The following is a 17,669-nucleotide window of genomic DNA, read 5'->3' on the forward strand; positions in this document are numbered from 1 at the left end:
CTACGATCGGAATTGCCCACAACGCCGCGGCATGGCCGAGCAGCACGATGCCTAGGACAGCGCCCGTGATCATCGCAGAGACCTCCGCTGTGCGGCGGCCCAGGGCCGCCGCAGCCGCATGGGGACGCCACCGCCACCGGGCGGATCATCATCGTCGTCTCTGTCGAGTTGCCGCAACGCGGCCAGTATGTCGGCCAACTTCACAGCGTGGCCCATTCCGGGGACCTCCCGCATGCCGGGACAGGATTCCACGGCGTACATATCCGACGCCCACGAGGACAGGATGATCCGCTTCTCAGGCGTCGAGAGCTCCTTGTCATTCAGGACTTCCGCCGGAGAAACGTAGTGAGCGGCAGGGTGGAAGAATGGGTGCAGACCACCGCCGTCGATTTTTACGTTAGTCATGGCTCGCCTCCCTATTCACTCCTTTCCAAGGGATGGTGCTCGTGATTTAGGTGGCGGCGTAGTCGATGTCGCCACCCACGTTGAGATGAGATCGGTCAGGAACGTCCGATGACATCGCCGGTCCACGGATCGAAGCTACCTAAGCTGCCTTCTTCCGCTCAATTTGCGACGAAGCAGCCGTTGCACCGATCTGGATCTTGCGCGGCTTCATCGCCTCCGGAATCTCTCGAACGAGATCAATGGTCAAGAGACCGTCCCGGAAGGATGCCTGCTTGACCTGGACGTACTCGGCCAGACTAAAGACTTTCCGGAACGGTCGCGCCGGAATACCTTGGTAGAGATACCGGCGCGCAGCCCCGTCGGACTTCTTGCCTTCGATCGTGAGAGCATTCTGTTCGGCCGTCACGGAGATATCGTTGGCACCGAAGCCTGCCACCGCCAGCGTGATTCGATAGTGATCCTCACCGGACCGCTCGATATTGTATGGCGGATAGCTGTCCTCATTCGGCCGGCGCGACATGCCGTCGATGAGGCCAACCAAGTGATCGAAGCCGACGCTGGTGCGCCACAGTGGCGTATAATCAAGTGTCCTCATAGCCAAGTCCTCCAAAGAGCAATATGGATACGAAGCAAGGCAGGATGGGAGTTCGATTATCGTCGAACACCCCGGTCCAGCGCCTCGTGCCGACCCCTGCCTGGCGCTCGACACACCGCAGTCGCGGTCGAGAAACGAACTAGAACTGACACTCGTGAATTCAAGAGGCCGTGCGCTTTTTTCTGACCGAACCTCGCCTGGCGGGTCAGCGACTACGCGGCCAAGCGATCCGGGTAAGCACCCTGGCGTAGGACATCCATCACTCGCTGCTCTCGCTCAATCCGGGCTTGATAGAGCTGCCGCCTTGCTCGCTCCTCGCAGTTGAGAGCAGGCGCTCGTAGTGACCGATCACCTTCTGACAGCCTCGGATAAGGAAGTCGCGGCCGCCAAGCTCGACTGCTGTGCTTGAGGCTGCATCGGAGCTCCCGCGCACGGAATGCCTCGCCGAATTCGCTTCAAACATGATTGTCGCTTGCTCTTGACGACCTTGCATAAGGTAGCGAGCGGCCTTCGCGGGCCGCTCACTGACGTTCAGCTTGCTGCCAACAGTCCGGCGGGATGGGGCGTCGGCTGCGGCCAAATACCTGTCGGCGCGGAGGTCGGCGGCAGCAAGATGTCGATCTTCATCGTTGCCGCCGCGGGCTGCCATTTCAGCCACGGCATCGTGTCGAGATACGGGATTGGCGGCAGTGGCAGTCCAGTGAAGGTACCCTGTGTGGACTCGGCTCCCCGCGGGCTTTCCACGCCGTAAGCACCGAAGGCCGCCAGAGACATTGCGCCGGCGACTACTAAAGCAAGCAGGCCTCGCCGCAGATTGCGGTTGGTCTCCGTCCGGTCGGAGAACGTATGGTGATAACTCAGCATCTATACTCCTCCCATCGTTCGAAAACAGATCCAGGCAATGGTGACAAAACTCAGGGAGAACATGAACCAATGGATCGTGTCCTGCCTCATCCTGAGCCGACGACGATTAGACTTGTTCATGGGACACTCCATCTTTGGAAGCGGTCTTCTCTCCTCTCATCGGTGGAACCCGGCCTTGATCGGCCGGGCTCTCTCGTTCAGAAGTCCATGGCGGGAGCTGCCGGAGCGGATTCAGCCTTCTTCGGCTTTTCGGCCACGAGTGCCTCGGTGGTGATCAGCAGCGAGGCCACCGACGCAGCGTCCTGCAAGGCGGTGCGCACGACCTTGGCGGGATCGATCACACCGGCTTTCACCAGATCCTCGTACTCGCCAGTTGCCGCGTTGAAGCCCCAATTGTAACTCTGGTGCTCCAGAAGCTTGCCGACAACCAGTGAGCCGTCTTCGCCGGCGTTCTGCACGATCTGCCGAGCCGGCATCCGGATGGCGCGACGAACGATGTCGATGCCGGCCTTCTGGTCGGCGTTCGCGGTCTTGATGCCGTTGAGCGCTTCGAGGGCACGCAGGAGGGCAACCCCGCCTCCGGGGAGAATCCCCTCCTCCACCGCCGCCCGAGTAGCATGCATCGCGTCGTCGACACGGTCTTTGCGTTCCTTGACTTCGACCTCCGTCGCACCACCCACACGGATCACTGCGACGCCTCCGGCAAGCTTGGCGAGGCGCTCTTGCAGCTTTTCGCGATCATAGTCGGAGGTCGTCTCCTCGATCTGGAGCCTGATTTGCTGGGCGCGCGCCTCGATATCCTTCTTGGCGCCCGAGCCCTCAACAATGGTGGTGTTGTCCTTGTCAATGACGACCTTCTTGGCGCGCCCGAGCATCTTCACTGTGACGTTTTCCAGCTTGATGCCGAGGTCCTCGCTGATGACATTGCCGCCGGTCAGGATCGCGATGTCCTCCAGCATGGCCTTGCGACGATCGCCGAAGCCAGGTGCCTTGACGGCCGCGACCTTCAGTCCGCCGCGCAGTCTATTGACGACCAATGTCGCAAGCGCTTCACCTTCGATGTCCTCCGCGATGATCAGGAGCGGCTTACCGGACTGGACGACCTGCTCCAACAGCGGCAGCATGGTCTGCAAGCCGGACAGCTTCTTCTCGTGAATCAGAACGTAGGGATCCTCGAGTTCGACGCGCATCTTCTCGGGGTTCGTGACGAAGTAGGGCGAGATGTAGCCGCGGTCGAACTGCATGCCCTCGACCACTTCGAGCTCGGTGTGCAGGCTCTTGGCCTCCTCGACGGTGATCACGCCTTCATTACCGACCTTGTTCATGGCGTCGGCCAGGAAGCGGCCGATCTCGGTATCACCATTGGCGGAGATTGTGCCGACCTGGGCGATCTCGTCATTGGCGGTGATTTTCTTGGCGTGGGATTTCAGATCGGTCACGATGGCCTCGACAGCGAGGTCAATCCCCCGCTTCAGGTCCATCGGGTTCATGCCGGCGGCGACGGATTTGCTGCCCTCCTTGAAGATGGCCTGAGCGAGCACGGTCGCCGTCGTGGTCCCGTCGCCGGCTGCATCGCTCGTCTTTGAGGCGACCTCGCGCACCATCTGCGCGCCCATGTTCTCGAACTTGTCTTCCAGTTCGATCTCTTTGGCGACGGTTACGCCATCTTTGGTGATGCGCGGCGCACCGAACGATTTCTCGATCACGACGTTACGCCCCTTCGGACCGAGTGTGACCTTCACCGCGTTTGCCAGAGTGTCGACGCCCCGCAGCATGCGCTCTCGGGCCTCGGTTGCGAACTTCACGTCCTTGGCAGCCATTTTGATCTCTCCTTTCCTCTTATGACTGTCAGCTTTCCTCTTATGACTGTCAGCGCCCTACGCTGCCTTCTTGACGGCGCCTGCCTTGTCGATGACACCCAGAAGGTCGCTCTCCTTCATGATCAGGAATTCCTCGCCGTCGATCTTGACCTCTGTACCGGACCACTTTCCGAACAGGACGTGGTCACCGGGCTTGACGTCGAGTTGAATGAGCTGGCCTTGTTCGTTGCGTGCACCGGGGCCAGTGGCGACGATCTCGCCTTGCTGCGGCTTCTCCTTCGCTGTGTCTGGAATGATGATGCCGCCGGCGGTTTTCTCTTCGGCGTCGAGACGTCGCACGAGCACGCGATCGTGCAAGGGACGGAAATGCATGCACATCCTCCTTGGGTAGGTTCAGCGATGTCCAAAACCGGGTCCATAACGGCCCCCGGGCAAAAATCCACCTAGGAGCGAGGGTTCTACTTTCAAGAGGTTGGAAGAAAATTTTTGCGGCGAAAGCCGGATCGTCGATATTGCTCGCGGCTCGTAACCGGAGAGCATTCTCCTGCGTCCGGAAACGCTCAGCGCACCTTGAGAATTGAAACCGTCAAACCGAGACGTTGTCTCGGCTTCAGAACAACTCTGCGCGGCAAATTTGAGCATCGTCGAAAGGAGGGTAACCAGAGATGCGGAGCTTAATGGTACTTGCTGCTCTACTCGGGATGGTGGTCTCGCTGCAGGCGAAAGAAGCGGATTTATCGCGCGCAGTGCGAAGCTCCGACGCCGTCGATAAGCAGCTTGTCAGTGATCAAAGCGGCCAGCCCCCAGGCAAGAACAAAGTCCGGTGGCCGCAAGGACCGTGATTTCTCGGCCGAAGCCATCGTGCTTGACATCTGCACCGGCTGCTGATTCATCGATCAGCAGCCGGCCAGCGGTCTTTTGTGTTCTGCTTCTAGTATGCGCTTGCTGAAGCAGCCTCAAGATCCGGAAGGCGTACGCACATCATCGTCTTGATGCGCTTCAACGCACGCTGTTCGATCTGGCGGATACGCTCACGAGAAATCCCGAAGGTATTGGCAAGATCGTCAAGCGTGCTTTGCTCTTCCGCCATGTAACGGGCTTCGACGATGGTGCGTTCTCGCGGAGAGAGCGCACTCAGCGCCTCCGAGAGTGCGGCCTTCTGCCGTTCACGGTCTCCGGTCTCCACAAGCTGGGTCTCAGGATCAGGAGATGAATCGGCGAGCCTGTCTTGCCATTGCTCGCCTTCTTCGTCACTGAGCTGAACGTTCAGCGTCATATCGCCACGGATCCGCCCGTTCATCTCGACGACGTCACTTTCCCTAACCTGAAGATGTTCAGAGATCTGCTTCACCTGCTCCGGCGAAAGCTCGCCATCATCCGGCGCACCAAGGCGTCTCTTCAACTTTCGAAGGTTGAAGAACAGCTTTTTTTGTGCCGCCGTTGTGCCGAGCTTGACGAGTGACCACGATCTCAGGACGAACTCCTGCACGGACGCCTTGATCCACCAAGCGGCATAGGTCGCCAGGCGAAATCCCTTCTCAGGGTCGAACCGCTTGACGGCCAGCATCAATCCGACGTTGGCTTCCGAGATGAGGTCGGCGATGGGCAATCCATAGCGCCGATATTTCAGCGCGATCTTGGCGGCCAATCGCAGATGGCTCGTCACCAGACGGTAGGCAGCTTCGCGATCCCCAGAATCCCGAAGCCGCCTTGCATACATCACTTCTTCGGATGCATCGAGCAGCGGGAAGCTTCGGATCTCTTGCAGATACCGAGACAACCCGGCTTCCGAATGGATGGCAGGGAGGGCTGACTTGATTGACATGACTTGCCCTCCCTCAGAAGCCATCGCCGCTCTTGAGTTCTAACGAGCGGCCAGACGGAAGATGCCGCTGCGAGACCCCACCGAGGCGAGTAAGGCTGATCGGCTGCCAAGCGACAATACGGGTCGTTTTCATATCCAAATCCTCCATGGAGCAAAATGGTACGAGCCGCCGTGTCGCCTGACTTAGCTGGGCCATGAGGCGCCCAGCGACACTCAGGCCGGCGGCGCCAAAAGAACTGCGAAACCAGCGGGTTGTTCCCCGTATCAGCTAGCCAATTCGTCGGAAGCCAAACTGCCGCTGCCCGATGAGGCGGAGGAGGAGCCCGACGCCTCAGGCGGCTTCCGAGTGCCCAATCCGTCAAGGGGTTCAAACATCTCGTAGACTTGGGACATTCCGAACCTTGGCCGAGACGTATACCGATCGAAGTCGGGGCAGCGGTGCGGCACGGCTAAGTTTAAATGGTTTGCGCCGCCGGCGAGGCACTCATCCGCGAGGCCGACGATCCTGCTCTGCCAGAGCTGGAACTAAAAAAATCTGCGCCGACGGCGGGCCCGGTCGACGCATCGCCCTCGATCGACCAGGCCATCAAGCCGGCTATCCGTGGCTCGAAATCAAATGCTCGCGGTGCAAGACACCGCGCGCGGTCGCGCCTAGCTGCGCTGCGCCACGTTCCGACCACCAACGTGCGCGATCTCGCCGGTCGCCTGCGCTGCGTGAAGTGCAGTACGGCGGGCAAGCGGCCGGCCGCGGAGCTGCTGCAGCTGTGGCGGCGCTGCCCGACCGGAGATGCGACGTGACCGAGCTCACGCGCCGGCGCGACCGAGCCGTAGCCGGGCAGAAATGGAACATCCTCTATAGCGCGTCGTCGTTGGCTCAATCGGGCTGCGCACCGGCGCACCGAACCATGCCGATCAGTGGGAATGGAATGCGGCTTTCATCCGGGCTGCGACCGGTCGAGCGGAGGCCCGGCCGCGACCTTTCAAGAAGCGCGCGCGGCGTTCGAAGTGGCATGAGGCGAGTTGCTGCCGCCCCTAACCAAAGCGAATTTCCAGGCCTGGCGCGATCATCGCGATTGGATCGCGCGCAAGCAGGCCATGTGGGACCGCGGCGAAAAGCTGCCTTCTCAACTGCCGTCGTCGCTGATGCGCTGTCCCTGCGGCGCGACGTTTGATAGCCACCGTCCCGCCGAAAGCCAGATTTACACCCCTCACATCTATGCTGCACAAAGGCGGGATGGAATTCGACGATGAAGATGAAGGAAGACCGGCGCTGGGCGGACCCGGAGAAAGGCTGCCCGCCGGATCATGGAGCACGCCCGCGCCTTTGAACCGATCCAGGACGACCGGATCTACATTGAGACGATCAACTATCCGATGATCTACCAGGACAAAGGCGACGCCGGCCGAGTACTGGGCCGGCTTGCAGTACGCCAAGGAGCGGGACGTTCGTGAGGATGCTGCAGCCGGGCAAAGACCTGTTCGCCTGAGTTGTCGGTTGTGCTGCTGCGCAAGTAGGCTGAGAGGTTCCTTGCAACCTCTAGCTATCCGGAGCATTGTCTAAACATCACCGGCCAAGGCTCTGCCCGTAGGCGCCGGTGGCTGAGAGACCGATCGCGCTCCCGCCTGCAGGCTTAAGGAGCGCCATGCTTGAACAGCCCCATTTCGATCCCTATTCGATCCCGGCGCGTGTCTGTCTCGCTATCGCGATTTTCGGCGGTTCCTTGCTTATTGCAGTGCTGTTGCTGACCGCTCTCATTGCGCACTAGGGCCGCGCCTCAAATGTAAGTGCGCGGCCTAGTCTTGTACCGCTTGGCCGCGCTGTGCGCTTAAGTAGGCGGACCAACTGAGGTAAGGCCGCCTACAAACGCGCGGCATTTGCCGTTTCGACCCAAGCATTAAGTTCAATATTGAACCGTTACGTCCTGAGGTAGTTTACCCTCATCACCGGCCGAGGCTCTGCCCGTAGGCGTCGGTGGCTGAGAGACCGATAGCGCTCCCGCCTGCACAACAGGGAGCGCGGCTATGGCCGAACAGCGCAACTATCGTCCTGACCAAATGTGGTTTGAAAAGCTCGCCGGTCAGGCACGCGAGCTAATCGAGCACTCGCTCAAACTCCTCAATGATCCAGTGCCGGATACGTTTGCGGGCCGAAAATCCCATGAGCCCTTTCCCCAAGAGGAAAGCAGATACGGGATCAACGATAGAAAATCGGACGTATCCCAAGACAGGGCCGGAACTTAGGCGCTGTAGTACAGCTTGCCGATGATCGATCCACTGTTCGCGCGCTCCCAGCTTGCTATCGCCGAAAGTCAAGCGTTGCGCATACAACGAAAAACGCTCGCCGATCAGCGGGACGCGCAGCTGGCAGATCTGCGGAAATCCATCCAGGACAGCGCCAGCGCGCGCAGAAATCAAGGCACATCGAGAAAATGGGGAGTAAGGCCGCTTCAGTTGTCGACCTTGCTCCTCTAAAGAGACGGCCCCAGCGAGCGGACTGGCTGGGGCCACTACTGATGCCCAGATGCAGTCGGGGGGCAGTGGCGGCATCTGAGCGTCCGATAAACAAGACTCGGCCACGTTCGTTCCTACGCCGTATAGAAAAGGCCCCAGCACCTTTGGTTCCCAAAACTGGGACAGCTCCTTGGGTACCGCGAAAGCTGAACTTTCGTGACGATGCTGCAGCCAAGCAAAGACCTCTTCGCAGAGACAGCAGGGATCCTGCTTGCGAGGTCTAGAAACTTGTAGAATCATTCTGAGGCCAAATCCCGACGCGGGACTGGCAAGTGGCCCCGACATCGGCCTCCGCAGGCCCCCAAGGTTGTCGGGGCCACTCCTATTTCGGACGGCCTGTCTGATGAGCACAAAGAGGCCCCAGCGAGGGATTCAAGCTGGGGCCAAGGAAACGACTCAAACCAAGCGATCGCGAAACGTCGCGGTTGGAACTTTGTTCCCGAAAAGAAACGGTCCCAACGAGAAATACCGCTTCCGCGGTTCTCTCGGCTTTAGGGGTTGGTTCGTTTGTTCCAACGCTCGGCCGCCTGCCTAACGGTCGGCGCGTTGGGACCGAAAGCTGAACATTTCTTGCAGACTACAAATTTTGGGTCGATGTCGCTGTGGATCCAAACTTCCGAACCGCCGCAGAAGGGACAGGGCCGCAGCGGTTGTACAGAAATGGGGAATCCGCGCAGCGGATCGATAGCAGGGCTGTCGCTAGTCTTCCTGGGCATTTTAACACGAGCGTTTAGGATGACAGTTCTGGGCCGATGTCGACGACCTCGACGTAATGATGACCGACGTCGCTATTGAAGCCGATGAAGTCCCACTTCACGCCGTCGCCTTGGCAAGTAGCGCAACGCGCCGGCTGCCACTCGGGATGCTTCGTGCTTGAGCGCACAAGGACCCAATAGAAGCCACCTGGAGTCAAATGCGTGACGTCCGTCATCGAATCATTTGCAGCGGCGCAGTGAGGCGCCGCGCCGATGCGAGTTGCCATGATTACCTGCACGCCAAAACCCACAGTTGGCCGCCTGGTTCCCGTTTCACGTTGCCCTATTTAATTCCCGGCGGCACGCTTCCTTAGCATGGCTAGGCGTAGGTTTACGGCCGCCTCCGAACGCCCGAGCTTCTGACCAATCTCGCGCTGCGTCAGATCGGTTTCTCGCGCCAACTGCAATAACCTCTGCTCGTCCTCGTGCGACCATACCGGCATGGCTTCTCCGAATCATTTCCTCATCAGATGCCAAAGATGATTGCAGATTCGATTTTGGCCGTCTGTCCAATTTTATGCTCGTATCTCCGATGATCCTGGTCCTCGTTGATAGGAACGGGCTTGGCACCGAGTCGGCTCACCGCCCAGCTTGTTCAGGCGCCCCCCGACTGCTGGAGGAAAACCCGTATCGCTCGGGTTGGCGGCCCCCTGGTTGGGGCCGTTTTCAGTTCGCCGCGGAAGCCAGATGGTGCTTGTCCAAAGTTGATCGTCACGATTCACATAGTTCAATGCCGACGCTCCATCCTTCGAGCTAATCGACGAAGCTCGTATTTCGCAGATGGTGGTTGCAGATGGAATTTATTGGACGCCCGATGCGGGGACGTTTCCTCGTTCGGCAGGGTGGCAACGGCTGGATGGTCTACGATAGCGAACTCAAAGGGCCGGCTCAGATAGAAAAGAACGGCGCGTTCGCCGAGAAGCTGACAAAAGAGCAGGCTGAGATTTTGGCGAAGCTGTTTACAACTCGCGAAAACCGTCCCCTGACAAAAAAGGCCCCAGCTTAGACTGCTGAGGCCGGCAAGTAGTCCCACGTGGCTACTCAACGTCGTTGGACTGCTGCTTGTTCCCCGAAGCGAAACGGCCCCAGCGAGGTGCCGGCCGGGACCGCTCCAAACTGATCGAGAATATGCCCCGGGTCTTCGGGAGCAAGAGCCGGGGTCCTGAAGGCGCTGGCGAAGTCTTGCGGCGTTACGAGGCAGGCCGCGAAAAAGCTGGCGCGCAAGCTGCACGGCGGGCTGTCCGGTCGCTGCCTTGCGAAGCGCCTTTATGGCGAGCGCAGCATGGTCGGCGGCTTCGTCGTTTCCGGCCTTTTTAATGGGCTCCAGCGTAGGTAATCTCACTTGATTTCTGGAGGGCTTGGTTTCGGCAAACCATATTTCGCCGCACGCATCTCTGCCAGATGTCGGTATGCCGAGGCTTGCTTTAACAGCTCTGCCTTGAACGCTCCATTCTGCTCAGTGACCGCTAACTTCTCGAACTCAACGGCGCGCTCCAAGTATTCCGTAAGCATCTTCATGATTGAAAACAATCCCGCGAGCGCCCTGACAGCGAGCTTCGCGCTTCTGAACTAGGTAGTCAATCACATCGACGCGGAGAGTAAATCGAGCTTCTACCTTCAAATTAGTCAATTTAGCTTTCGTTCCGCGACCCAGTCAGACAGGGCGTTTGCCCGAACTAGCAGCTGGTCCACTTGTGCGTCGGAGAGGCCGACGACCGCGATCATGTGCTGGACCAGAGGATCCGCGCGGCGAATTTCGGTTCGCGAGATCCGAATCGTCCTGGACGTTCGCATTCGCCGCGATCACTACCTTGAGCCGCGGCCCATGTGCCGAGCTCGTCAAAGGCCCGTTTCAAGCCGAGTTCGGTAGCAGGAGGACGGCACCGGAGCCGGCGGATTAAGAAAACCAATCACCGCCGGGTCGTCGACGATCTGCTCGGTCACCATCGGCGCCGGTTGCTCACAGACAAACCATCCAACCAACGCTGTTTCGTTCTACGAATCCCATCAGCTTTATCCCTCCAACGGATCGAACCATCCGCGCGTAAAGCAGCGGTAAGACGTGCTCGTATTGGATGATCGCGCGGTAACCTGCGCTGATGTATCAATCCAAATGCGCGGATCATTTGCGTTGCCGGAAGTGGTGGTTGATGCTTCCAAACCGTTCCCGCCGACAGAATAGCTAGGTGCGCTGTCGGTAAGGCCGGTTTCGTGCGTTCATCAAACGGTGTTTAACGCCGGTCGGACACTGGCGAGCGCAAAGGTCCGCAACGTCGTCCCGACAGTCGCGTTTATATCCAGCGCTGAACCAGGCCAGAAACATTTTCTACTTCGCTGCAAAAGTCGCCGCATGACCTGATGGTCGACATAGCTCTGGAATGCCGCTGCGAACTCGACCGTCTCGCCTTCTTCGATCGTTTTGTGATCTCCGGAAATCGCCCCGAGGGGATTTATGGGGATCTTCCGGTTCAGGTTCAGAGATTAGGTGGTCGCACAGCTGCCAGCGTTGGCCGAGGGCTAGCGCAGTCCCAATCGTTTCGGGACTGGATTTTAGCCCTTGCTAGCAGCTAGGGCTAATCGCCGTTGAGTTTACTTGGCTTTCGTCGACGTCACGACCGGCAGCACGCGCCTCGATCGCCGCGATACCGGCATCGACCGGCAGCCGGATCGGATCCGTGGTGCGCTTGCCGCGGCCATCGCCATTGCGGCGGCCGTTCTCGTCAAGTGCGGTCAATCGCGCCGATCTCCTCGAGCCAGGCAAGCCGCCGGCGGACCGTATCCTGCGATAGGTCGCAATCCGCCGCCGGCGACGGGATACCGACCCAGCACATGCCGTCGCCCTCGACATACTCCCCGAACGCGCGAAGCACGCTTTTTGCGGGAGCAAATGAATTCGCGCGCGAGAGTTTCCTCTCGCGCAGCGAGCGACGTATCGCGGGAATTGACAGAAGGCCCGGCCGGAACCGCGCCTTCTCCTCGTCACCAGCCGTACCAGTAGGGATAAACCGGCCGATAGTAGCGGACGACCCGATACGGGCGGCCGTAGTAGTAGGGTGGCGGGCCGTAGACCGGTCCATAATAGACCGGGGGTGCGGTGGCGGCGGCTAATGTTCCAGCGAACAGCCCGAGAGCAAGCCCGGGGCCAATACCCGGACCGCCCCAACCATGGTGACGCCAATGGGCCGAAGCCGGTGCAACCGTTCCAATGAGGAGCGTTGCCGCCGCGACGACTGCAAAAGCAAGCTTTCTCATGTCCCTTTCCTCAACTTCTTAAGCGCTTACGCGCTTGCCTCTTATCATGCTCCAATTGGCCGAAGCTCGGTTCGGCTATACATTGAATTAGAACCGTCCGGGCCGAGTTCAAGTAACTCGTTGACCAAAGAGGGTGAGAGCCATGGTGACATGACGCGAAGACGATCTCGCAAGCCTAGAACGGCGGCGCCTATTCGGGAGCGAGAGCGACGTCAGACCACCGGAGGCTTTCCTTCGGCAGCTCCTTGATCGGCAGATCAACATCGCTCTTTCCCAGCGTCTCCTTCAGGGAGCTTGTTTGCCGCGCGGTCCAGACCGCATATTCAGTTCGCCTTGCTGCGGCGGAACACCTGATCCAACAATATCCTTTACCTAACGGTCGAAAATTGCGGCGGTCTTCTCCGCGTAGCCGCGCTTGTGGCCCGGGTCAGGCCCGCGGCCATGTTCTCAAGCTCAAGTGACCAAAAGCCGCTCGTACTCACGCATGATGATTTTATAGCAGCTGTATGACGAAGCCCTCTAAACTCTTGCAATCCACAATGGTGATCAAACCTTTGGCCCATCAGCATCGGCTGCAGTTTCGGCGTCTTGTGAGCAATGAAACGAGCGGCTTGACTTCTGCGCTTCCTCCAGTCGAGAAAAGCTTTCCGGCGCCCGCCGTTAATATGGAGCTGGATACGCTAGCCATCGTATTGATCTCGTGCAGGTGGTTCCCCAAGTGAGCCTTGCTCCGCAGGCGCGCGAGCGGGTTTAATGAAGCCCGGCTTCACAGGCGCACTGCTTCTAACTAAAGCGGGCCCCGCCTGGTTCGCGACCTGGCGAGCGGGTCACCCCTTTTTATCGAGCGGCGCACCCGCTGAATGGAAGGCCGGGATTGAATACGCCGTCGATCATGACTGGCTTAGAAGCACGTAAGCGGCCCCTACTATAAGTCTACGAAGCCGGCAAAGACATATTGGCTAGTCCTCGAATGACAACAGAGGGGCTAGAAGATAAGGTCAAACAACAGCACTGCGCCGGCAATGCTGAGAAAAACGATAATGAGGGTCCAATCGCGGCCTTCTTCCGACATGGTCCCACCTTGGAAACGAACGGCCCCGGCGCACTGGGGAGCACCGAAGCCGTTAAGTAGTCCCACTCCATCGTGGAGAGATAACTTCGCGGACTACTGCTTGTTCCCGGGAAGAAACGGCCCCAGCGAGAAGGTAACTGAGGCCGATCCGATGCCAAGCGAATCAAAACAGTACCCAAGAGTCGGCAAAGACCTGTTGGCCGAAAAGAAAGAGCCCCAACTGCGAAGCTGGGGCCAGTGTGAGGCTGGGCGTCTCAGTGCCAGTAGCGGTGCGGCACCGAACAGGCGGCCGATGCCGCGGCATGCGCTTCGTTCCTATTCACAAAAAGGCCCCAGCATCCGGATCATGCTGGGGCCAGGCCGGATCGCCCGGACCGCTGTCCACCGAGAGGCAGCGGTCGTCGTTTTAGGGCTGAAGGAATACGGAATAAAAATTGCCTGCCCTATTGCTCGGATAATGCAAACGACGCCGGTTCCGGAAATAACCCGTGTGAACTTTGGAAAGCAAAAGTGCCGTTTTTTCCTGCCCCTTGACGGGATTGCCGAAGACAGTTTCACTTGGGGTCTCAGCTCTCTCCAGGCTGAGAACCCCTACCGTGCAAGGCGAGGCCCCGTAGGACCCCACAACGGGGCCTCGCTGCGGATTGGTATGCGACGGTGGGCCGGCAAGCTGTAGCAACTCGACCTGACGTACCCAAGCCAAACTTGGCTCTTGGTTTTGCGTGGAGTTGCGTTATGCGCTGGTCCCGTTGGACACCCTCGATGGTCTCTTTGCCTGGTCAGACCGTCTTCCCGGTCGCGCGCTGACGACTTCGGGAAGGTCGGCCCGGCATGGCCTTAGGCCGACCTTGAGGCGACCGGCCTTAAGAGGGTCATTCAGCAGAACACCGCGGTCCGCTCCGGGCCATGGCTGCGATCATGCGCTCCATCGTTGCGCCCGGCCGCGACGGGGCATGCACCTCAGCTTAATTGGCGCTGATATCCGTCTCTCCGCCGGCAATGATGACCGTATCGATGCCATCGCTGCATAGCTGCTGATGAAGATCGCTGCCTTTCCACGGCGAATAAACGTGTTTGTCGAAAGTGCGGGCCGGGGGAGCAAACTTCGCGAGGTCGGGGACTAATCCCACCACCTCTGGCCCGATGCTGTCGATTGTCATCGCCCCCACCGTTCGTAGTCGTGCCGCCACATACCCGCTCCCTGGCCCGGCTTGCGGGCGGGAATGAAAGGAGTGAACAAGCTTCTCTCGGGATAGGCAGCTGTGACGGCGAGGATATTCGGGAGAACTCGCGGGAGCCACGGCATCTTCCAGTCGGTGGCTTCAGCGAACATTCGCTGCATATCGACGCAGATATGAACCTCGCTCTCACCGGGCGGCCCGTACCGAAGTTCATCGTCCTTCGCCATTGTCTTAAATCCCGGAAAGCCAGCTCCAACAGAGCGAGACCCATTAGTTCCTGCGTGCTCGAGGGTTGTCGCCAGAAACTCGCCGAGCCCGGCAGCAGGTGGACGTGGCGTGATAGATTTTAGCAAGAATATCGACGCGGGCTATCGGAGCGGTCCCGGCCAAACCTGACGGCGCTAGCAAGGCGACCGACCCGGGTTAGCATGACGACGTTCACCGAATGGACGGCTCCGGCGAAATGCGCTATTTTGTCTTGGCATGCGAGAAGATGAGCGCGCGGAAGGTGCAGTTCTTGAACTCAGAAGCATCGCACCCAAAAGAAAGCGCGCGGGCCCCGCTCCTGAGATCGCGAGCATACCGCGCGCCTTCGGCTGATCTTTTCTATCGCTTTCCGCGAATGTTCTGCACCTAGCTGAAAATGCTTGATCGGAAAATGCCGTTTATCGGACCCAGCATGTTCATCTTACTGCAGCCCGACAGAGCTTCTGAGGCAAACCAGACATTCGCACCTCAGTGATGCATGAAGATTGCAAGAAGAATGATGATCGGAAGCGGTATGCCAATCAGCCAGAGAAGCGCTCCTTTGCCGAAACCCATAATTTCCTCCTCAGGTTTGTGAATGAGTCAGACCAACCCAACCTCGAAATCGTTGTTCCTGCAGCTGGCAACCAAATCGGTCAAGCAGTCAGTACCGCCAGAACCCCTCCCGGTGGCCTTCTTGCTCCCGACTCCGTAACGCATGACGCGCGCTCGGCCGAGGGTCCCGCTATTGTCCTAATTGGAACCGGGTTCCCTACCAATTGTTGTTGTGCGCCACTTATGAGGAGCACCGCATGGCTAGGAAGCCGAAGAAGCTGGAAGACCTTTTCCACGAGACGCTAAAGGACATTTATTTCGCTGAAAACAAAATCCTCAAAACCCTCCCGAAGATGGCGAAGGCGGCGCAGTCGCCCGACCTCAAGGCGGCGTTCACGCAGCATGAGCGCGAGACGAGAGCCCAGGTTAAGCGACTCGACCGCGTATTCAAGATCATCGGCAAGCCCGCGCGCGGCAAAACCTGCGCCGCCATCAACGGCATCGCCGAAGAAGGCTCCGAGATCATGAAGGACTTTAAGGGAATGCCCGCGCTCGATGCCGGTCTTCTCGCAGCCGCCCAGGCCGTCGAGCACTATGAGATTTCGCGCTATGGCACACTGTCCACATGGGCTGAAGAGCTGGGCTACGATGAAGCGGTCCAGCTACTTGAAGAGACCCTGACCGAAGAAAAGAAGACTGACAAGACTCTGACGGGCATCGCCAAGTCAGTTGTCAACGTTGAAGCCGAGAACGAAGAGGAAGACGCCTGACTGATGCCAAGCGCGACTCCAGCCTGGACGACGCCGCTTTTGACAGGTTTCTAGCAGGCGACCCAGAAAGATCGCCTGCTCCCTCAGGATTTTCACCCGCGCCTCTTCGACGCCCAACCATGCGACACGGTCGAGCTCTGCAAAGCGCTGCAGCCGTCCGTGGCGCCACACCATTTCAAAGCAGCTGCTTTGAAAATCGACCGCACTCCAACGGCTCGCCGACGCACAGCCATGCACGAATTTGCCGCCGAGCTGTTCTGCCTCCCCCAGTGCTATGAAAATGCTAGGCGGCACATGACCTGTTTCTTCCGCGAACTCGCGTTTAACTGCGGCGGAGCTTCACTTCAAAAACTGACCTTTGGGAATAGTCCACGCGCCCTCATCCTTGCTCGTCCAGACGGCCCCCAGGATGCCCAAGCAGGACTTCAATCGAGCCACATTCTTGCGGAGTTTCTCAAGGCTCGGATGCGAGCCGGTCTCGTAAAGTTTGCCAACCATATCGGCGATGGCATCGCCTATGCCCGTAATGTTGGAGAGCGCGCCTGCTTCGATGAGCCTCCCCGCTGCTGCGACAACGCTGACAGGCTGGTGGCCGCACGCAGATAGGCCTTTACACGGTAGGGATTACGGCCGCAATCCGCGACAGCTGGCCGATCAGGCTGGTGGTCGTTTCCGATGACCTGGATCAGCACCCAGTGCTGCCGCAAGGGGCTCGGTTTCTCAGGAAGCCTTCTGCTCCGCCCAAATCGATCGCGGCGCTGCGGGGGCTCGCGGCATAGCGTTATCTGACGGATTCGTCGCCTGCTTCCTCCTGAGATCCTGGGCGATGTCATCGACCTCCGTTTCGTCCGCAAGCTCTTCGCACTGCGCGTCGTCTTCGACAGGGCATTTCAGGTGAGCGGCGATCCGTTGTAAAAGAGCAAGGGATAGCGTCGACTCCCGCTCGGCCAGCAGGTTGATCTGAAGCTCCAGGTGATTGCGCCGCTCGAAAGCCCGATCCGGGATGTTTTGCCGGATCAGGACGCAGGACGTCAAAAGAACAGCCTCAAGCGCAAGCACGAGGGAAAGAAGCGGAAAGGGATATTCATCAAAGTGCCAGCCGGCTTCCGGTGCGAGCGTGTTAATCCACAGCCACAGGCCTACCCCGCAAGACTGGATCGCAAAGAAATAGGGCGTGCCGACGAAACGGCCGACGGCGTGAAGCGCGCGATGATGGAGGAGGAGCTGCTCCTCGTCCTCCTTTTCAATCCGCAGGATCGCCTCAATATTTCGTGCCGAAGCGCCCGAGGCGTGATCGGATGGCGCAGCGTCCTCCACTAGTCAGCCGCCCGTTCGGCGGCGCGCCGGGCCCTTCGCCCCGTCGCCTTGACGCTGTCCTCGCCGGCTTTCTCCGCTTTCGCGCGAGATTCGCAGGTCTTGCGCAGCTGTTCGAGCTCCTCATCGGTCAGGTGCTCAATGCCGACCAGAGAATTCCGGGCGGCGCCGACGCGGATCAACTCATCGAGTTTTACCTGCATGGCAGCGCTGTCGCGGTTCTGCGAATTCTGGATAAGGAAAACCATAAGGAAGGTGACGATCGTCGTGCCGGTATTTATGACGAGCTGCCACGTATCCGAATAGCCGAACACTGGTCCGGTCACAGCCCAAATGATGACGACCGCCGCGGCGAGCGCAAAAGTCGAGGCATGCCCCGCGGCTTGCGCCGTCCGGCTCGCGAAGGCGCCGAAGAACTTTGCGGGACCGCTCTGCTGTTCCTGCAATTGCTTTTTAGTGCTCATGATCATCTCGCCGGACAGCAACGGCACGGAACCTGCAAAG

The 17,669-nt window shown here is 59.2% G+C and carries 22 protein-coding genes; 7 read left to right on the forward strand and 15 right to left on the reverse strand.

Going from position 1 to position 17,669, the window contains the following annotated elements:
* Nucleotides 1-69: 69 nt before the first annotated feature.
* The 6 genes from QA635_RS31640 to rpoH all read right to left on the reverse strand — a co-directional run bounded on the left by QA635_RS31640 (nt 70) and on the right by rpoH (nt 5,509).
* On the reverse strand, nt 70-405 hold the full coding sequence (locus QA635_RS31640) for a hypothetical protein (protein ID WP_283063568.1): 336 nt from the start codon (nt 403-405) through the stop codon (nt 70-72).
* Between the two features lie 139 nt (nt 406-544).
* On the reverse strand, nt 545-1,000 hold the full coding sequence (locus tag QA635_RS31645; protein WP_283063569.1) for an Hsp20 family protein: 456 nt from the start codon (nt 998-1,000) through the stop codon (nt 545-547).
* Nucleotides 1,001-1,531: 531 nt separating this feature from the next.
* Nucleotides 1,532-1,864 carry a hypothetical protein gene (locus tag QA635_RS31650; RefSeq protein WP_283063570.1) on the reverse strand — a complete coding sequence of 111 codons (333 nt, stop codon included), beginning with the start codon at nt 1,862-1,864 and terminating at the stop codon, nt 1,532-1,534.
* 197 nt (nt 1,865-2,061) lie between these two features.
* Complete coding sequence (gene groL / locus QA635_RS31655; protein WP_283063571.1) at nt 2,062-3,684, reverse strand: chaperonin GroEL; 1,623 nt, start codon at nt 3,682-3,684, stop codon at nt 2,062-2,064.
* 57 nt (nt 3,685-3,741) lie between these two features.
* Nucleotides 3,742-4,056, reverse strand: a complete 315-nt coding sequence (gene groES / locus QA635_RS31660; protein WP_194456115.1) for a co-chaperone GroES — start codon at nt 4,054-4,056, stop codon at nt 3,742-3,744.
* Nucleotides 4,057-4,615: 559 nt separating this feature from the next.
* Complete coding sequence (gene rpoH, locus QA635_RS31665; RefSeq protein ID WP_283063572.1) at nt 4,616-5,509, reverse strand: RNA polymerase sigma factor RpoH; 894 nt, start codon at nt 5,507-5,509, stop codon at nt 4,616-4,618.
* Nucleotides 5,510-5,968: 459 nt separating this feature from the next.
* On the opposite strand from rpoH, the gene QA635_RS31670 reads away from it, so the two are divergent.
* The 4 genes from QA635_RS31670 to QA635_RS31685 all read left to right on the forward strand — a co-directional run bounded on the left by QA635_RS31670 (nt 5,969) and on the right by QA635_RS31685 (nt 7,750).
* Nucleotides 5,969-6,307: a hypothetical protein gene (locus tag QA635_RS31670; RefSeq protein WP_283063573.1), complete on the forward strand. Its 339-nt coding sequence runs from the start codon at nt 5,969-5,971 to the stop codon at nt 6,305-6,307.
* Between the two features lie 222 nt (nt 6,308-6,529).
* The gene (locus QA635_RS31675; RefSeq protein ID WP_283063574.1) at nt 6,530-6,760 is read left to right on the forward strand and encodes a hypothetical protein; all 231 of its coding nucleotides are present in this window, start codon (nt 6,530-6,532) and stop codon (nt 6,758-6,760) included.
* Between the two features lie 392 nt (nt 6,761-7,152).
* Nucleotides 7,153-7,275, forward strand: a complete 123-nt coding sequence (locus QA635_RS31680) for a hypothetical protein (protein WP_018270270.1) — start codon at nt 7,153-7,155, stop codon at nt 7,273-7,275.
* Between the two features lie 256 nt (nt 7,276-7,531).
* Nucleotides 7,532-7,750, forward strand: coding sequence for a hypothetical protein (locus tag QA635_RS31685; RefSeq protein WP_283063575.1), 219 nt, complete (start codon nt 7,532-7,534; stop codon nt 7,748-7,750).
* A 761-nt stretch (nt 7,751-8,511) separates the two neighbouring features.
* On the opposite strand, the gene QA635_RS41825 is transcribed toward QA635_RS31685, so the two are convergent.
* The 3 genes from QA635_RS41825 to QA635_RS31695 are packed head-to-tail and all read right to left on the reverse strand — an operon-like array spanning nt 8,512 to nt 9,218.
* Nucleotides 8,512-8,736, reverse strand: a complete 225-nt coding sequence (locus tag QA635_RS41825; RefSeq protein ID WP_425249071.1) for a Lar family restriction alleviation protein — start codon at nt 8,734-8,736, stop codon at nt 8,512-8,514.
* 14 nt (nt 8,737-8,750) lie between these two features.
* Complete coding sequence (locus QA635_RS31690; RefSeq protein WP_283063576.1) at nt 8,751-9,002, reverse strand: hypothetical protein; 252 nt, start codon at nt 9,000-9,002, stop codon at nt 8,751-8,753.
* 60 nt (nt 9,003-9,062) lie between these two features.
* Nucleotides 9,063-9,218 (reverse strand): sigma factor-like helix-turn-helix DNA-binding protein, encoded by a 156-nt coding sequence (locus QA635_RS31695; RefSeq protein ID WP_283063577.1) that lies wholly within the window; start codon nt 9,216-9,218, stop codon nt 9,063-9,065.
* A 350-nt stretch (nt 9,219-9,568) separates the two neighbouring features.
* Here QA635_RS31695 and QA635_RS31700 point away from each other — a divergent pair, with 350 nt between their 5' ends.
* Nucleotides 9,569-9,781, forward strand: a complete 213-nt coding sequence (locus tag QA635_RS31700; RefSeq protein ID WP_018270266.1) for a hypothetical protein — start codon at nt 9,569-9,571, stop codon at nt 9,779-9,781.
* Nucleotides 9,782-10,113: 332 nt separating this feature from the next.
* On the opposite strand, the gene QA635_RS31705 is transcribed toward QA635_RS31700, so the two are convergent.
* From QA635_RS31705 to QA635_RS31720, 4 genes are all read right to left on the reverse strand, one after another.
* The gene (locus QA635_RS31705) at nt 10,114-10,293 is read right to left on the reverse strand and encodes a hypothetical protein (RefSeq protein WP_016843164.1); all 180 of its coding nucleotides are present in this window, start codon (nt 10,291-10,293) and stop codon (nt 10,114-10,116) included.
* Nucleotides 10,294-11,335: 1,042 nt separating this feature from the next.
* Nucleotides 11,336-11,509 carry a hypothetical protein gene (locus QA635_RS31710; protein WP_283063578.1) on the reverse strand — a complete coding sequence of 58 codons (174 nt, stop codon included), beginning with the start codon at nt 11,507-11,509 and terminating at the stop codon, nt 11,336-11,338.
* Nucleotides 11,510-11,754: 245 nt separating this feature from the next.
* On the reverse strand, nt 11,755-12,027 hold the full coding sequence (locus tag QA635_RS31715) for a hypothetical protein (protein ID WP_075969288.1): 273 nt from the start codon (nt 12,025-12,027) through the stop codon (nt 11,755-11,757).
* Nucleotides 12,028-14,064: 2,037 nt separating this feature from the next.
* Nucleotides 14,065-14,259: an isochorismatase family protein gene (locus tag QA635_RS31720; RefSeq protein ID WP_245452573.1), complete on the reverse strand. Its 195-nt coding sequence runs from the start codon at nt 14,257-14,259 to the stop codon at nt 14,065-14,067.
* A gap of 1,079 nt (nt 14,260-15,338) precedes the next feature.
* Here QA635_RS31720 and QA635_RS31725 point away from each other — a divergent pair.
* Entirely contained in the window at nt 15,339-15,851 is a 513-nt protein-coding gene (locus QA635_RS31725) for a YciE/YciF ferroxidase family protein (protein ID WP_028344423.1), read from the forward strand.
* Nucleotides 15,852-16,082: 231 nt separating this feature from the next.
* Entirely contained in the window at nt 16,083-16,457 is a 375-nt protein-coding gene (locus QA635_RS31730) for a hypothetical protein (protein WP_283063579.1), read from the forward strand.
* 114 nt (nt 16,458-16,571) lie between these two features.
* Here QA635_RS31730 and QA635_RS31735 read toward each other — a convergent pair whose 3' ends face one another.
* Both QA635_RS31735 and QA635_RS31740 read right to left on the reverse strand, forming a co-directional pair.
* On the reverse strand, nt 16,572-17,168 hold the full coding sequence (locus tag QA635_RS31735) for a DUF1003 domain-containing protein (RefSeq protein WP_283063580.1): 597 nt from the start codon (nt 17,166-17,168) through the stop codon (nt 16,572-16,574).
* Complete coding sequence (locus tag QA635_RS31740; RefSeq protein ID WP_283063581.1) at nt 17,168-17,629, reverse strand: low affinity iron permease family protein; 462 nt, start codon at nt 17,627-17,629, stop codon at nt 17,168-17,170. Before QA635_RS31740 ends, QA635_RS31735 begins: the two co-directional genes overlap by 1 nt.
* Nucleotides 17,630-17,669 lie beyond the last annotated feature (40 nt).

This window comes from Bradyrhizobium brasilense (assembly GCF_029714345.1).
Lineage (GTDB): Bacteria > Pseudomonadota > Alphaproteobacteria > Rhizobiales > Xanthobacteraceae > Bradyrhizobium > Bradyrhizobium australafricanum.

Excerpts from the sequence above, each read along its gene's own strand:
- QA635_RS31640 (WP_283063568.1), bottom strand. The coding sequence starts at position 405 with ATGACTAACGTAAAAATCGACGGCGGTGGTCTGCACCCATTCTTCCAC.
- QA635_RS31645 (WP_283063569.1), bottom strand. The coding sequence starts at position 1,000 with ATGAGGACACTTGATTATACGCCACTGTGGCGCACCAGCGTCGGCTTC.
- QA635_RS31650 (WP_283063570.1), bottom strand. The coding sequence starts at position 1,864 with ATGCTGAGTTATCACCATACGTTCTCCGACCGGACGGAGACCAACCGC.
- groL (WP_283063571.1), bottom strand. The coding sequence starts at position 3,684 with ATGGCTGCCAAGGACGTGAAGTTCGCAACCGAGGCCCGAGAGCGCATG.
- groES (WP_194456115.1), bottom strand. The coding sequence starts at position 4,056 with ATGCATTTCCGTCCCTTGCACGATCGCGTGCTCGTGCGACGTCTCGAC.
- rpoH (WP_283063572.1), bottom strand. The coding sequence starts at position 5,509 with ATGTCAATCAAGTCAGCCCTCCCTGCCATCCATTCGGAAGCCGGGTTG.
- QA635_RS31670 (WP_283063573.1), top strand. The coding sequence starts at position 5,969 with ATGGTTTGCGCCGCCGGCGAGGCACTCATCCGCGAGGCCGACGATCCT.
- QA635_RS31680 (WP_018270270.1), top strand. The coding sequence starts at position 7,153 with ATGCTTGAACAGCCCCATTTCGATCCCTATTCGATCCCGGCGCGTGTC.
- QA635_RS31685 (WP_283063575.1), top strand. The coding sequence starts at position 7,532 with ATGGCCGAACAGCGCAACTATCGTCCTGACCAAATGTGGTTTGAAAAG.
- QA635_RS41825 (WP_425249071.1), bottom strand. The coding sequence starts at position 8,736 with ATGCCCAGGAAGACTAGCGACAGCCCTGCTATCGATCCGCTGCGCGGA.
- QA635_RS31690 (WP_283063576.1), bottom strand. The coding sequence starts at position 9,002 with ATGGCAACTCGCATCGGCGCGGCGCCTCACTGCGCCGCTGCAAATGAT.
- QA635_RS31695 (WP_283063577.1), bottom strand. The coding sequence starts at position 9,218 with ATGCCGGTATGGTCGCACGAGGACGAGCAGAGGTTATTGCAGTTGGCG.
- QA635_RS31700 (WP_018270266.1), top strand. The coding sequence starts at position 9,569 with ATGGAATTTATTGGACGCCCGATGCGGGGACGTTTCCTCGTTCGGCAG.
- QA635_RS31705 (WP_016843164.1), bottom strand. The coding sequence starts at position 10,293 with ATGAAGATGCTTACGGAATACTTGGAGCGCGCCGTTGAGTTCGAGAAG.
- QA635_RS31715 (WP_075969288.1), bottom strand. The coding sequence starts at position 12,027 with ATGAGAAAGCTTGCTTTTGCAGTCGTCGCGGCGGCAACGCTCCTCATT.
- QA635_RS31720 (WP_245452573.1), bottom strand. The coding sequence starts at position 14,259 with ATGACAATCGACAGCATCGGGCCAGAGGTGGTGGGATTAGTCCCCGAC.
- QA635_RS31725 (WP_028344423.1), top strand. The coding sequence starts at position 15,339 with ATGGCTAGGAAGCCGAAGAAGCTGGAAGACCTTTTCCACGAGACGCTA.
- QA635_RS31730 (WP_283063579.1), top strand. The coding sequence starts at position 16,083 with ATGCACGAATTTGCCGCCGAGCTGTTCTGCCTCCCCCAGTGCTATGAA.
- QA635_RS31740 (WP_283063581.1), bottom strand. The coding sequence starts at position 17,629 with ATGAGCACTAAAAAGCAATTGCAGGAACAGCAGAGCGGTCCCGCAAAG.